The 13703-nt window shown below is 54.2% G+C and carries 11 protein-coding genes; all 11 read right to left on the bottom strand.

Annotation, left to right across the window (positions count from 1 at the left end):
• Positions 1 to 57: 57 nt before the first annotated feature.
• Positions 58 to 1593 (bottom strand): tetratricopeptide repeat protein, encoded by a 1536-nt coding sequence (locus K3T83_RS27325; RefSeq protein ID WP_220206084.1) that lies wholly within the window; start codon positions 1591 to 1593, stop codon positions 58 to 60.
• A gap of 99 nt (positions 1594 to 1692) precedes the next feature.
• Entirely contained in the window at positions 1693 to 2955 is a 1263-nt protein-coding gene (locus tag K3T83_RS27330) for a vWA domain-containing protein (RefSeq protein WP_220206085.1), read from the bottom strand.
• Between the two features lie 35 nt (positions 2956 to 2990).
• The gene (locus K3T83_RS27335; protein ID WP_220206086.1) at positions 2991 to 5168 is read right to left on the bottom strand and encodes a protein kinase domain-containing protein; all 2178 of its coding nucleotides are present in this window, start codon (positions 5166 to 5168) and stop codon (positions 2991 to 2993) included.
• A gap of 516 nt (positions 5169 to 5684) precedes the next feature.
• Entirely contained in the window at positions 5685 to 5834 is a 150-nt protein-coding gene (locus tag K3T83_RS27340) for a hypothetical protein (protein ID WP_220206087.1), read from the bottom strand.
• Positions 5835 to 5928: 94 nt separating this feature from the next.
• Positions 5929 to 6921 carry a serine/threonine protein kinase gene (locus tag K3T83_RS27345; RefSeq protein WP_220206088.1) on the bottom strand — a complete coding sequence of 331 codons (993 nt, stop codon included), beginning with the start codon at positions 6919 to 6921 and terminating at the stop codon, positions 5929 to 5931.
• Positions 6922 to 6958: 37 nt separating this feature from the next.
• Positions 6959 to 8245: a sensor protein KdpD gene (locus K3T83_RS27350; protein ID WP_236065002.1), complete on the bottom strand. Its 1287-nt coding sequence runs from the start codon at positions 8243 to 8245 to the stop codon at positions 6959 to 6961.
• A 22-nt stretch (positions 8246 to 8267) separates the two neighbouring features.
• Positions 8268 to 8882: a potassium-transporting ATPase subunit KdpC gene (kdpC, locus tag K3T83_RS27355; RefSeq protein ID WP_373324617.1), complete on the bottom strand. Its 615-nt coding sequence runs from the start codon at positions 8880 to 8882 to the stop codon at positions 8268 to 8270.
• A gap of 163 nt (positions 8883 to 9045) precedes the next feature.
• On the bottom strand, positions 9046 to 11223 hold the full coding sequence (gene kdpB, locus K3T83_RS27360; protein ID WP_220206089.1) for a potassium-transporting ATPase subunit KdpB: 2178 nt from the start codon (positions 11221 to 11223) through the stop codon (positions 9046 to 9048).
• Positions 11224 to 11235: 12 nt separating this feature from the next.
• Positions 11236 to 12972 carry a potassium-transporting ATPase subunit KdpA gene (gene kdpA, locus K3T83_RS27365; protein WP_220206090.1) on the bottom strand — a complete coding sequence of 579 codons (1737 nt, stop codon included), beginning with the start codon at positions 12970 to 12972 and terminating at the stop codon, positions 11236 to 11238.
• Positions 12973 to 13002: 30 nt separating this feature from the next.
• Positions 13003 to 13098 carry a potassium-transporting ATPase subunit F gene (locus K3T83_RS27370; RefSeq protein ID WP_220206091.1) on the bottom strand — a complete coding sequence of 32 codons (96 nt, stop codon included), beginning with the start codon at positions 13096 to 13098 and terminating at the stop codon, positions 13003 to 13005.
• Between the two features lie 147 nt (positions 13099 to 13245).
• Positions 13246 to 13695: a response regulator gene (locus K3T83_RS27375; protein ID WP_220206092.1), complete on the bottom strand. Its 450-nt coding sequence runs from the start codon at positions 13693 to 13695 to the stop codon at positions 13246 to 13248.
• Positions 13696 to 13703: the final 8 nt, after the last annotated feature.

Consider the following 13703-nt stretch of genomic DNA (forward strand, 5'->3'; position numbering starts at 1 on the left):
GAACATGTCTCAAAAGTTGCTCAAAATGTTTCGTTGGTGCCTACTGCTCTCTTTCAATTAGAAATCCTTGAGGCGGCGCGCTATGCCCCAAACGGTGAGCAGCCCAATAAGCGGAAACAGCATACTGCTCAAGAGAATATTATGTAACACTGCTGCATTCGTTAGTGTATAGGTTCTGGAGTAGTAACCTCGGTTCGCCTGGCCGAGACGATCAACTGCATCAGTGAATGCAGAGAAGTTGTCGTTCGATTTTCCCGTACTCAGAGTCTCGGCGTCGTGAATCCTCGCAGGATTCGTTGTCTTCATCGCAAGGGCACGTATCTGTGGGTCAATATCGGTGTATATCTTCCAATGTGACTGTATGTTTGCCAATGGCTGATCTTCTTCGGGCCAGGTGCGATTGCCAACCGCTTGTGCAATCAGGGCGTTGACGTGTGTTCTGTTCGTGTCCCAGTCCTGCTGCCATCGCTGTATCTCGGCCTGATCGCTAAAATCGACCGCGATCAACCAGCGCGACTCGTCTGCATTGGCCGCAGTAGCGTAGCGTTTCAGCAGAGTAGAGTCGTACACGCTCTCATAGGCATCCTTGACCATCAGTCCAAAGGCTCCATGGCGTCCTGACATCCCTATAAAATTGGTGAGCACTACAAAGCTCACCACGAAGGCGGTCAGTGTTGCGAGGGTGAGTCCAGGGTTCACCAGGCGATGCGTCAGTAGTATCATGCGAAGAAGGACAAACACAAGCAGTCCACAGAGGACAAGGCAGAGGAGGCTCAGAAGTGCTGTCGTGATCCCAAGAAAGTTCATCGTATCAGTATAGGCGGCATCCAGATAGCCTTTATTGATACTGCTCAGGCAATCAATATTCTCCTGGAGACTCCCCAGAGGCCAGTCGTTGGCGGCAATGCTTCGACCTTCTATGTTGCAGTTTGGAAGAGTGGCTTCATCGTATACAGGAGTATTATTGGCATCGAGCGTCGGGGGCTTCGTGATACGTACATTCAGCACATTTGTAGCGGCGAGATAAGCCTGGTACGCCTTTTGAAGATGTTCATCATGTGGATCAGTTTGACTCGCTGCTAACCCGTATTCGTGTTCTTCAATGGCAATGTCATTGCTATATTCTTCAAGGCCCGCCGTGATGCGCTGGAGGGCTGTACGCTCACCGGGATAGGTCACGTTATGGATCGCAATGTACAACTGTTTGTTGGCGAGGATCAGTTCGGCATCAATATTGAGTTGATCGCAATCGTGGCCCGTGAGATTGCCTGGGTTGCGAGTACTGCCAATAATGGAGCAAGGGGTCTGTTCGGTCAACGAGGCTGCTGCCAGATAGTCGGCGGCCTTTGCATCAATATCCTCAATATATTGAGACATGGCCTGTGCCGCGTCGATACTGGGCACACTTCCATTGGCAATCATATCCAGATCCGTAGAAGCCTGGCGTAGCGCTTGTGTGATGAGTAGACCAGCCACAAGTGAAAGGATGAAGAGCGTGCTGGCAAAGGTGAGAAACTGCCCTTTGAGGGTCTTGCGGGCCTGTTTCCAGATGTTACGCAGGTTGGTCCTCCGTCGCACTGTACGCGCTCTCATGGAGGATCTAGAACCTTGTGAGATATTTCCTGGCTGTGATGATGAAGGCGGAGGCTGCGGGATGTGTGTGGATACCGCCATAACACGTGGTCCTTCCTTCTATTTCAGCTTCGAGGTCCGACCAGCCTGGATTGCCAACGTCTTTTTCGCAACAGCATCGGCGTGTTGATTGAGGCGAATGGTTCCTCTGGCATCTCTGAATACAATAGTCGTGAGTAATTTGGTCATGTGGGCGTTCCCAGTGCGTTCACTGATCTCTAGTGCTTCGCCCAGCAGGCGAGTCGCACGCTCTTTGTCTCCCGCTGCGAGTGCCGCCTGCCCGTCATTGATCCGCTGTGATAGCTCTTCCTGATGAGTATAGTGCGCTATATGTGGCTCAAGTCGGGCGGCCAGATTCATATCTTCGGTCCATTCCGCGAACACCCATCCAGTAGAGGTACTCTTTTCCTCCTGCTCGCCAGCGTCGGCTATCACGCACTTTATACTGGGGCGCAGCATTAAAAACTGTTGACCTGGCTGGTAGACCGGTATCTCAAGTTCGCAGAGGTAATCGTGCTGCTCACCTGCTGCAAATGAACCAAGAGAGACGACGTGCTGACGTGGATTGGCCGCGTCTGGCTGCACGCTGAGAGGAACAATGCTCGGATAGACCCGCTGGATCTGCTTGATGGTGACGCCAATTGGAGACCAGAGCGAAAGGCGCGTATTGGTGACAGCCGTCTTGCGCATCTCGCCGAACGCAGTTGTAAAGGCCGATGAGACCTGTTGTGGAGTAGGTATGATATCGGCGCTCCCGTGGGTGGCGTCGGCGAGAGAGCGCAGTTCTGCAGCATCCCAGTCAGTCCCAACCCCCCAGGCGCTAATACTGATGTTTGCTGCGGCGCAGCGAGCGACCGCCTGATTGAGTGCAGCGCGTTTTTCCCCTTCATTCTTGCCATCGGTCAAAAACAGAATCTTAGTCGCCCGTGTCTGATCCTGGCCGAACTTCTCTGCAACGAGGTTCAGTGCTGTACTCATACGAGTTCCCCCGCTGGCGGTCACTGTTTGTAGGGACTGGACTGCACGCCGTTTATTCTCTAGAGTGCCCGGCGCAGGTCCAAAGATGATGCGTGCATCGGTGGTAAAAGCAACTACGAGAAAGATGATTGTCTCGTCGAGAGCTTGCACTACCCGGATCGCGCCATCACGCGCTGCACTCATCCTCTCTCCACTCATTGAACTAGAGCGATCAAGGGCAATACCTAATGCCAATGGTGCTGGCGCGAGCGCAACGGTGGCATCCACTCCAATTGAAAGGACAGCCTGGAGCCTGTTTTGATTGAGACGGAGGTATGGGTTATTGTGTGCGGTAATAGTAAACATCAGGAATTCCTTTTCTTTATTCTATACTCTGTCTCTTACCAGAGACGCCAGGGAGCGACCTCTAGCGCACGACGAACCACCACTTCGCGATTTTGTGGATGCTGTTCGCGCTGCAAGTATTGTCGATAGCTTTCCTCTGCCGCCGTGCCTAACGCTTGCGGGCTAATGTTAGAGATTCCGGCAATCGTGACATGTGGTGGAAGTTGTCTGGCACGAGCCAGTTGCCAGGCGGCTCGATAGACATCACCCCGCGCGAGGTAGTAACGAGCATCTTCAGTACGTCCCGCCAGAACATGTACCGCTTGAGACGCATTTTCAATATTTTGGATGGTCAGTGGCGCTATCCGGTTGAGGTAGAGATCACAGAGCAACAACTGGGCATCAACGTACTTTCCTGCCGCCTCGCTGACACCTCCGAGTACCTGTGTCGCCTCATCCCAGCGCTGTAAATTGAGCAGCGAACTGGTGAGACCCAGTATGGCCTCCGTATTGCCCGGATCAGCAGTGAGTACGCTCTGGTAGAGCATTACAGCGGTGGCGTCATCGTTTTGCTTCGCACACACACGTGCGAGCGCTTGCAGCGGAGGTAACTCGCCGGGCAGCGCATCGATCAGCTCACGATACATGCCGGCAGCCGCTCCGAAATCACCTTGCGCTTCAAAAAGTCGTCCCGTGTACCAGATCACCTTCCAGTGACCTGGAGCCAGGCGTTGCGCGCTGTTCATCTCGGCTTGTGCCTGTGGGAACTCGCCTTGTTCGACAAACACCTCTGCAAGACGGAGATGTGCATCGATGCTCGCGAGATTGCGACTGAGAGCTTGTCTGTAGAGGTCGAGTGCGCGAGTAGAGTTCCCACTCCGTAGCGCCTGGTCCCCGTAGCGCAGAAGGTCGATGGCTTTGTCGTTCTCTTCGAGAGCCGCCTCACCACGCGGGCCAAGCTTTCCCGTCGTGGTGGTGACACTTGACACGAACAGGCGGGAGTTGACTGGAATACCTGGCTTTCCCCCAACAATCAGTCGCAACACTCCTGCAAGCTGGTCGCTCAGTTCCTCGGTGCTGCGAAAGCGCTGCTCTGGCCTACTCGATGTGCCTTTCACGAGCAGACGATGGAGCGCAGGATAGTCACGGAAGACCTTGTAGCGTTCGATGGGTGGCATGCCGAAAATGGGATCGGCGAGGTCCATCTGTGTGACCAGGTAGGCCAGGGTGCGGCAAATCGAGTAGAGATCGGTCTCTGGTGAGGGTGTTTTCACGGCTTCGGGCGCATAAAAGCCGTGTGTTCCATAGACATCATCAGGCTTCGGGACATGCTTAATCACGGTCCCCAGGTCAATGAGCTTGATAATCTGTGTCCCATCTTTGAGCACCTCAAGCATCACGTTCTGGGGTTTGAAGTCACAGTACACCAGACCCAGCTTTGCCAGATAGCTGAATGCAGGAAGGATACCCAGGATGGCGTTGATCGCATCTGATACCGCAAAGGGATGTCCCTGTTCCTCCATCATTTGCTCCAGAGTGTGGCCCTGGACATATTCCATGACAATATAGCCCTGGGTTCCTCTCGTGACAAAATCGTAGATGGAGACGATGCTGGCGTGCTTAATAGCCGCCAGGAATTCGCGCTCTTTGACGCTCTGGGCCACCAGATCAGGATCATCTTCACTGAGCAAGGCTTTGATGACAACGCGACGCTTGAGAATCTGGTCGTCGGCAAGGTAGACCGCGCCCATACCACCTTCACCAATTTCTTTGAGTATTTTGTATTTCTCATTGAGAAGACTCCCTGAGACCAACTGCGTTGTAGCTGGTTGGCTGAGAGCAGACAGTGCGGTCGAATCAGAACCTGTGGCTGTCGTATAACGATAGCCACAACGGTTACAAAATTTGACACCAGACACACGAGGTCCAGAGCAGCGTGGGCATATTTCCAGCCCAGGTGCAACGGTTCGGGCAGGTGGTGTCATCGCAATCGTCATAAGGACGGCACCACAGTTTTCGCAGATGTCCTCGCCTGGAGAGACAGGCTGCTTGCAATTTGGACACGCTGTCATCGTGCTGCTACCAGCAGAGGAGTGAGAGACAGGGGAGGGAGTTGAAACGGTCGTACGCAATGGGGTAACAGGGAGAGGTACAAGGACAGCGCCACAGTTCTCACAAATGTCATCAGTAGGGGCAAGTAGCTGATGACAATTTCTACAAGTACGTACGTTCATGGTATTTCCTTATGAAGAAGCGAATGAAAAACTCACAGGAGGGGCCAGAAAGGGCTGATGACTCCTCTCCTTTGAAGGTTGATGCTCTTCAATGCAAAAGCATACCATAACATGTCTCAAGAACTCTTCAATATTTTAAAGAGATATATAAAAATTTCATCATTTTAATAGACAAGTGCCATACTTGGTCAAAAGTACGTTAAGGGCGAAGCATCGTACCAAAGAGGCGGTATTATCTGCAAAGGAGGAAGGCATAGAGAGCATATTCTTACTGTAGAGCAGCGGTTGAAAAAGAATGACTCATCGATCTCGCGCAAGCCTGAGAAGTGCTCTCATAGCTGAACGTGGTTTTCCGTGATCAAATCCATATGGGCAACGACATATTGCTGCAAAGCTCTGGCTTTGAGCCGACTGCCCCCTACTACAACATCGAAGTTGCAAGCTCTGGAAGCATGGTCACTATCACCTCTGATTGAGGCTTTGAGAGGTCAGCGCATCCATATCTTACGTCTCTTTTTAAGAAGTTTTTCCCTCCTCATCTCGGTCCAGGGTGAACAATGCTTTTTGCAACTCTCGTTCCTGCTGCCGATCCCGACGACTTTCACCACGACCAAGCAAAAAGACGCATGCAACAAGAACGACGATGAAAATGACAATGTAAATCATCTTGCCTGCTTTCTAGCGCCTTGCGCCGACGAACCAATTACCATAACCCAAGAACACTGCCGAATGAATAAGGGACGCGCTGCTTCTCTTTGCGTTAGCGAGCAGTCTGGTGCAAGAACTGTGCAAGCAAGCCGAAGGCGATGATGAGAAGACAAACACTAAGGATGACGAATCCGATCCTGATGATGTAGCGATATCTCCCACCCAATTTGGGTGGATCGGGAAGGTAATCACGGGGTGTGACTTCATCCAGGTGAGAGAGGTCGTGTAGGAGATCTTGCATGGTAGCATAGCGTTTCTCTGGCTCCCGCCTGATTGCACGCATCACCACCGTCGCCAACGTAGGGGAGAGGTCAGGGTTCCATTGCAGAATGGAAGGCGGATCATCCGACATATGCTTGTTGATGAAGGCAAACGAATCTTGCTCCTCAAACGGTACTCGTCCACAGAGCAACTCGTAGAGCACCACGCCAATCGCATACACATCAGCTCGCTCATCCCCCTCCTCGCCGCGTAGCCGCTCTGGTGACATATAGGTGGGTGTTCCGATGGGAGAGGGAAGCATCTGGAACGTGAAGCGGCGGCGTGATGTGGTTTTTAACAGAGCGATACCAAAGTCCATCAGTTTTACCTCCCCGGTATCGAGAACGAACAGGTTTTCTGGTTTGATATCGCGATGAATGATTCCATGTGCATGGGCAGAGACCAGCGCTTCACAGATAGGGAGCATGAGACGGATCGCCTCTTTGGAGTCCATGTGGCCGCTCGTCTGCTTGTATAGCACCTGACGTAGTGTGCAACCATGTAGATACTCCAGGACAAGATATTCTTGCTGTCGCGACTCTCCCTGGTTGAGATGGTGCTGGATGGTGGGATGATCAAGGAGTTTGCCAATCTCACCTTCACGTGTGTAGCGCTCAAAGATGGCGGCTCCACCGATGAGATCGTCAAGAGGGAACTTGAGGACCACTTCTTGCTGGCTTTGCAGGTCATGCGCCAGATAGACCCGACTGGATACCCCCTGTCCCAATAGACGCAGGATCTTGTAGTGGTCAACCTGCTTCCCTGGCTGATAGTATGCATACATGTGATTTCTCTCTCCTTCAGACAAAAGAGGAATCATTCTATCGTTCATCCTCTTGATCCTCATCTAAGGGAACCAGATGGATATCGATGCCTACCTTTAAGCGGAGCAAACGATTAATCATAGAGCCACGCAGGATCTCTTCCCAGCGACTGCGTGTGGGTTGTCCTAGCACCAGTTGGGTCACCTGCCGCTCTTTTGCAACTTCGACCAGGGTGTGCGCAATATCTGAGTTCTGGAGGCGAATGACTTCCGCTCCTAGATCCTCGGCGAGCAGCACATGGTCTTCCAGGCGGTGCCATGCGGCCTCTCGGTGTCGCTGTGCCTCTGCACCATATTTGAGCAGGCCAATGAGCTTGCTCGTCCAGGAGAGATAGCCCACGGGTTGGATTGAGATGGCGATAAGTTCTGCATGGAGTCCATGAGCCAGCCGCCAGGCATCACGCAGAACCTGACGGCTGTGCTTACGATGATCGAAGCCAACCAGGACGCGCTCGCTGGCAGGCCACAACTGACTGATATGGTGCTCAGTCATGTATTGTTGGAGTTGGGTCTCGGTTTTCTCCGCCGTTCGTCGCAGGGCCAGTTCACGTAGCGCAGTCAGGTTGCCCTCGCGGAAGAAATTGTTGAGCGCTGGCTCAATGCGGTCTGCCGGATAGATATTGCCATGCCGCATCCGCTGGCGCAGCGCACGCGGGGAGATATCGACCAGCTCGACTTCCTCGGCCTGATCGAGAATACGGTCTGGCAGGGTTTCACGCACGCGCACTCCAGTGATACTGGCTACCAGATCGTTGAGACTTTCCAGATGTTGAATATTCAGGGTCGTCACCACGTCGATCCCGGCATCCAGCAACTCTTCCACATCCTGGTAGCGTTTGGGATGCTTGGAACCTGGCGCGTTGGTATGGGCCAGTTCGTCCACCAGCACCACCTGGGGACGCCGGGCCAGAAGCGTCTTGGTATCCATTTCCTCCAGTGTGATCCCACGATAGGTGACCTGTTTGCAGGGGAGGATCTCCAGGTCTCCCAGTTGCGCCTGCGTTTGGGCACGGCCATGCGTTTCCACGTAGCCAACCACCACGTCCGTTCCTCGTGCCTCGCGGCGATGCCCTTCACTGAGCATGGCATAGGTTTTCCCGGTCCCTGCGACCGCACCCAGGTACACACGGAGCCGACCCCGATGAGGCTTCTGCTGGTCTGAACCGGGAGTCTCTCCACCCCTGGTTGCGGGCAGAGAGACGTTCAGATCACTATCGCGGAGACCGTAGCGCGTGAGCAGCGCCTCTGGATCGGGACGTCCCTCTTCGCGGTGATGTTGGTCCATTGACTCCTGGTTCATCACAGACCTACTTGGTTCCATCCAGAGCCAGGTTTAAATCCAGGACGTTGACGTGAGGTTCCCCAAAGATCCACAGGAAACGCCCTTGGATATGGTCCTCGACCAGCTTGTGGACCGTAGCCTCGCTCATGCCACGCGCTTTTGCCACGCGTGCTACCTGCAAGAACGCTGCCTCTGGCGAGATATCCGGGTCCAGGCCAGATCCTGATGCCGTCACGATATCCGATGGCAGGGGTGTATTGGGGGCCAGACCATTCTCCTTGCGGAACTGGTCTGCGTAATTTTTCACACCTTTGTAGGCTCCTCCATTGCCGTCGATCAGTTGTTTGTTGGTTGGTCCAATATTGGAAGCCGTCGAATTATCAGCCGCATATGGTTCTGGGGTTCCGGTCGCCGGGTTCACGGTCACCGAAGGCCGCCCATGAAAGTATTTCGGCGAGGTCCACTGTTGCCCAATGAGATCCGAGCCGATGATTTTCCCGTTGACGGTATGCAGGCTGCCATTGGCCTGATAGGGAAAGATGACCTGGGCCAGCACCGTCACGATGCCTGGATAGATCAGGCCTGTGATGATGGTCAACAGTAATGTCATCATAATTGCAGGCCGCACGTACTTCATCACAAGGTTACGGCGGGGTGATGGAGTTGGTTCATCAGCCTGGGTTGGTGGAAGTTGGGTTACGCTCATAGGTTCACTTCTCTCCTTCGCTCTATAGCTCGCCCCTGTGCATCCAGCAGGCTCATTGCCACTCTGGATGCACGAGCTGTATCCATGCCAGGAGCCCCTACAGGGTCAGGTGGAGGATTTGCAGAATGACATCAATGATCTTGATGCCGATAAAGGGAATGATGATCCCTCCCAGGCCGTAAATCAGCAGATTGCGGCGCAACAGCGGACCGGCACCGATTGGACGATACTGCACACCGCGCAAGGCTAGCGGGATCAACGCAATGATAATCAACGCGTTAAAGATCACTGCTGAGAGCACTGCGCTGTGAGGGGTTGCGAGACCCATGATATTGAGTGCGTTTAACTGCGGATAGGTCACCGCGAAGGCCGCCGGGATGATCGCAAAATACTTGGCAACATCGTTGGCAATACTAAACGTGGTGAGCGCTCCTCGCGTTATGAGCAATTGTTTGCCCACCTCGACCACTTCGATGAGCTTGGTCGGGTTGGAGTCCAGGTCGACCATGTTGGCCGCTTCTTTGGCCGCCTGGGTGCCCGTATTCATGGCAACTCCCACATCGGCCTGAGCAAGGGCAGGGGCATCATTGGTTCCATCACCGGTCATGGCAATCATACGGCCACCCGTCTGCTGCTCGCGGATCAGTTTCATCTTGGTTTCAGGAGTCGCCTGGGCCAGGAAGTCATCCACGCCCGCTTCCTTCGCGATGGTGGCTGCGGTGAGCGGATTGTCACCCGTAATCATGATGGTACAAATGCCCATCTTGCGCAATTGATCGAAACGGGCGCGCATGCCGGTTTTCACGATATCCTTGAGTTCGATCACTCCTAACAGACGTGCCTGCTCTGTGGAGCCATTGCCATCGATGGTCTCGGCCACCACCAGCGGCGTGCTACCAGCGCGTGCGATGGTATCCACGATCTGGCGCACCGCATCGCCGTTGCTTCCCCCGTGTTCTGCCACATAGGTCACGACGGCGTCAGTAGCGCCTTTCCGAATGCTATGCAAAATTTTGCCCGTTCCGTTGAGATCGACGCCACTCATGCGGGTCTGGGCGGTGAAGGGGATAAATTCAGCTGCGGCTGGGGTTTCTTCCGAGAGCCCATAGTGCTCTTTTGCCAGGGAGACGATGGAACGGCCTTCTGGCGTTTCATCGGCCAGACTGGAGAGCAAGGCGGCACGAGCGAGATCCTGCTCGTTGACTCCAGGCAGCGGCACGAATCGACTGGCCTGCCGGTTGCCCAACGTGATGGTTCCAGTCTTGTCGAGCAGTAGCACATCCACATCACCGGCTGCTTCTACTGCTCGCCCACTCATCGCCAACACGTTGCGTTGCACCATGCGGTCCATTCCCGCAATTCCAATAGCGGAGAGCAGGCCACCGATCGTCGTGGGGATCAGACAAACCAGCAGCGCGATCAAGGTGGTGACTGAAACAGGGTTGCCAGAGTAGATGGCGAAGGGTTCCAGCGAGACACAGACCAGCACGAAGATGATGGTCAGACTGGCGATCAGGATGTTGAGCGCGATTTCGTTGGGAGTTTTCTGCCTTTTGGCCCCTTCCACCAGGGCAATCATGCGATCCAGAAAGGTCTCACCTGGATTGGCGGTGATCTGTACCACGATCCAGTCTGAGAGCACCCGTGTCCCACCAGTCACGGCACTGCGATCTCCGCCACTTTCGCGAATGACGGGAGCCGACTCCCCAGTAATGGCCGACTCATCGACGGAGGCAACGCCTTCCACGACCTCGCCATCGCCGGGAATACTATCACCTGCCTCCACCAGCACATAGTCACCTTTACGCAGTTCTGGGGCCGCTACCTCTTGAACCGCGCTGATGCGGCTACTATTGGCCAGGCGTTTGGCCATCGTCGTCGTGCGTGCGCGTCGTAGCGTATCGGCCTGGGCCTTGCCGCGTCCCTCGGCCATTGCTTCTGCGAAGTTAGCGAAAAGGACGGTAAACCAGAGCCAGATCGCGACGGCCAGCACGAACAGGGTTTCTGCAAGGAGTTGACCCTGCGGAAGACTAGCCGAGGGCTTCGTGAAGAGAAAGCGAATGAACTCGATGGTCGTGATCACGCTGCCGACTTCAACCACAAACATCACCGGGTTCTTTGCCTGCCAGCGTGGATCGAGTTTTTTGAACGAATCGAGAATGGCGCGCCGAATGATCTTGGGATCGAAGATGGAAATGTCCCCTTTGCTGCGCGTTTTCCAGGACCGCGTTTCTAATTCGGGCTGCTGTGGGGTTTCCAACATAGATTGACTCATGATGCGCTCCCTTTAGAATGTCTTGCCTGAAAGCATCAACAAATGCTCCACAATCGGCCCCAGCGAATAGGCTGGGAAGTAGGTCAGTGCTCCGACGATCAAAATGACCCCGATCAGCAGTCCAACGAACAATGGTCCGGTAGTGGGGAAGGTTCCGAGTCCCGCAGGCACGACACGTTTCTGGACGAGCGAACCACCAAAGGCCATGATGGGGATCAGGAAGGCAAAGCGTCCGATTAACATCGCGAATCCCATCGTCCAGTTGTAGTAGGGCGAACCACTCAGGCCAGCAAAAGCAGAGCCGTTATTGCCATTGGCCGACGTATACGCGTAGAGAATCTCCGAGAGTCCGTGTGGTCCGGGATTGAGAATAGAGACGGTTCCCTGCTGAAGCACGCTGGCGACTGCGGAAAAGCCCAGGATCGAGGCGGGCAGGATCAACAGCGCGAGGGCGGCCATCATCACCTCCTTGCGCTCAATCTTTTTGCCCAGGTATTCCGGCGTGCGTCCCACCATCAGTCCGGCAATGAAGACGGCGATGATGGCAAACATCAGCATACCGTATAGCCCGGAGCCGACTCCTCCGAAGATAATCTCACCCAGTGCAATGTTCGTCAGGGGAATCATCCCACCAAGTGGTGTGTAGCTATCATGGAAGCTGTTAACCGCGCCGCAGGAGGTATCAGTCGTGGTGACTGCCCAGAGCACCGAGTTGGTGATGCCGTAGCGCACCTCCTTGCCCTCCATATTGCCACCGGACTGCGTAGCGGTGACGGCCTGGTTGACGCCATAGGTCGAGAGTTGCGGATTGCCAACCTGTTCTGCTGGCAGAGCCACAGCCATGCCCACCAGCCAGATGGAAGCCGAGACGGCCCACAGGGCCCAGCCTTGCCGCGTATCACCCACCATTTTGCCGAACATGTAGAACAAGCCTGCTCCGATGGAGATGATGGCCAGCATTTCAATGAGATTGGTTAGCTCGTTCGGGTTCTCAAAGGGATGGGCAGAATTAGTATTGAAGAACCCGCCGCCGTTGGTACCCATTTCTTTAATAATCTCTTGAGAGGCCACTGGCCCCTGAGCGATGGTCTGGGTTGCTCCATCGAGGGTATGCACGACGGTATAGGGGTTGAAGTTTTGTATCACCCCTTGTGAGACCAGCACTAGCGCTCCGATAATAGAGACGGGCAACAGGATGTAGAGTATACAGCGCGTCAGGTCTACCCAGAAATTGCCCAACGTCTGGGCGCTGCGACGAGATAAACCACGTACCAGCGCCACGGCGAGTGCGATGCCCGTGGCAGCAGAGACGAAGTTGTGAAACGCCAGGCCAGCCATCTGGGTAAGATAGCTCATGGTCTGCTCACCGGTATAGAACTGCCAGTTGGTATTGGTGGTGAAGCTAGCTGCCGTGTTGAATGCGAGACGTTCCTCAACCGGGCCGAGTCCCTGTGGGTTGAAGAGGGAGCCGTGCCATTGCTGTGTGCGCTCCAGCAGATATAGCAGCAGCATCCCGGCTACACTGAAGAGCAGCATGGCAATGACATAACCGCTCCACTTCTGCTCCTCTTCGGGATCGACCCCACTCCAACGATACAGCAGCCGCTCAACGGGAACCAGAACGGGCGAGAGCCAGGTACGCTCTCCCGTAAAAACCTTTGCCATATAGAGGCCCAACGGCTTGGTCACCAGGAGCACCAGCAGCAGAAAAACAAGGACCTGCACGACAGAATTTACTGTTACAGGCATGATTTTCACCTCACAGATAGAAAAACAACACTAGAACTTTTCAGGCGCAAGCAGCGCAATGACGAGATAAATCGTGACGGCCAGGGTAATGATCCCGACCAGGATGTATTCGAGTGGCGTGTTCATGGCTTTCTCCGTTTTTCGTTCTTTGCTAGAGACGATCACAGCCAATCGTGAGTTCGATCAGGGCAAAAAACGAGATGATGGTGACAACAATGATAATGAGATCAAGCATGCAATGGTTCCTCCTCATATTTGCGTGAGTCGCTTGAATCAACGCTCATGACCAGATGAGATGACATACTTATGTTCTTTCCGACGCTCTGCCGCTTCGACGGCCAGACGCAACAATGCGTCCATAGGGAAGGGCTTGGGCAGATATGCCAGCGGGCGAAATTCGGCCAGACGGCGTGGACTGACCCGTACAGCAGAGAGTACGACGACAGGTAACAGTGAGTGATCATCGTCGATCTGCTGCCTCTGGAGAGAGCCTTCCCGCTGTGCAGTTCGCAATACATCCCAACCCGTCTGGTCAGGTAAATTAATATCAAGAAGAATCAGATCAAAAGTGTTGGTACGAAGTTGTGTCAACGCACTCTCGGCATCTTCTGCAATGGAGACAGTATGATACCGCGCCAGGAGGTTTCGTTCAATCAGGTTGCGCAAGACTGCATCGTCTTCCACCAGTAAAATCTGTGCACCGATAACCTGTCTGTCAGGCATATGATCTT

This window comes from Reticulibacter mediterranei, assembly GCF_016587455.1.

What these genes read in the sequence shown, in the direction of transcription:
- K3T83_RS27325 (WP_220206084.1), bottom strand. Translation starts at nt 1,593, where the DNA reads ATGAGAGCGCGTACAGTGCGACGGAGGACCAACCTGCGTAACATCTGG.
- K3T83_RS27330 (WP_220206085.1), bottom strand. Translation starts at nt 2,955, where the DNA reads ATGTTTACTATTACCGCACACAATAACCCATACCTCCGTCTCAATCAA.
- K3T83_RS27335 (WP_220206086.1), bottom strand. Translation starts at nt 5,168, where the DNA reads ATGAACGTACGTACTTGTAGAAATTGTCATCAGCTACTTGCCCCTACT.
- K3T83_RS27340 (WP_220206087.1), bottom strand. Translation starts at nt 5,834, where the DNA reads ATGATTTACATTGTCATTTTCATCGTCGTTCTTGTTGCATGCGTCTTT.
- K3T83_RS27345 (WP_220206088.1), bottom strand. Translation starts at nt 6,921, where the DNA reads ATGTATGCATACTATCAGCCAGGGAAGCAGGTTGACCACTACAAGATC.
- K3T83_RS27350 (WP_236065002.1), bottom strand. Translation starts at nt 8,245, where the DNA reads ATGGACCAACATCACCGCGAAGAGGGACGTCCCGATCCAGAGGCGCTG.
- kdpB (WP_220206089.1), bottom strand. Translation starts at nt 11,223, where the DNA reads ATGAGTCAATCTATGTTGGAAACCCCACAGCAGCCCGAATTAGAAACG.
- kdpA (WP_220206090.1), bottom strand. Translation starts at nt 12,972, where the DNA reads ATGCCTGTAACAGTAAATTCTGTCGTGCAGGTCCTTGTTTTTCTGCTG.
- K3T83_RS27370 (WP_220206091.1), bottom strand. Translation starts at nt 13,098, where the DNA reads ATGAACACGCCACTCGAATACATCCTGGTCGGGATCATTACCCTGGCC.
- K3T83_RS27375 (WP_220206092.1), bottom strand. Translation starts at nt 13,695, where the DNA reads ATGCCTGACAGACAGGTTATCGGTGCACAGATTTTACTGGTGGAAGAC.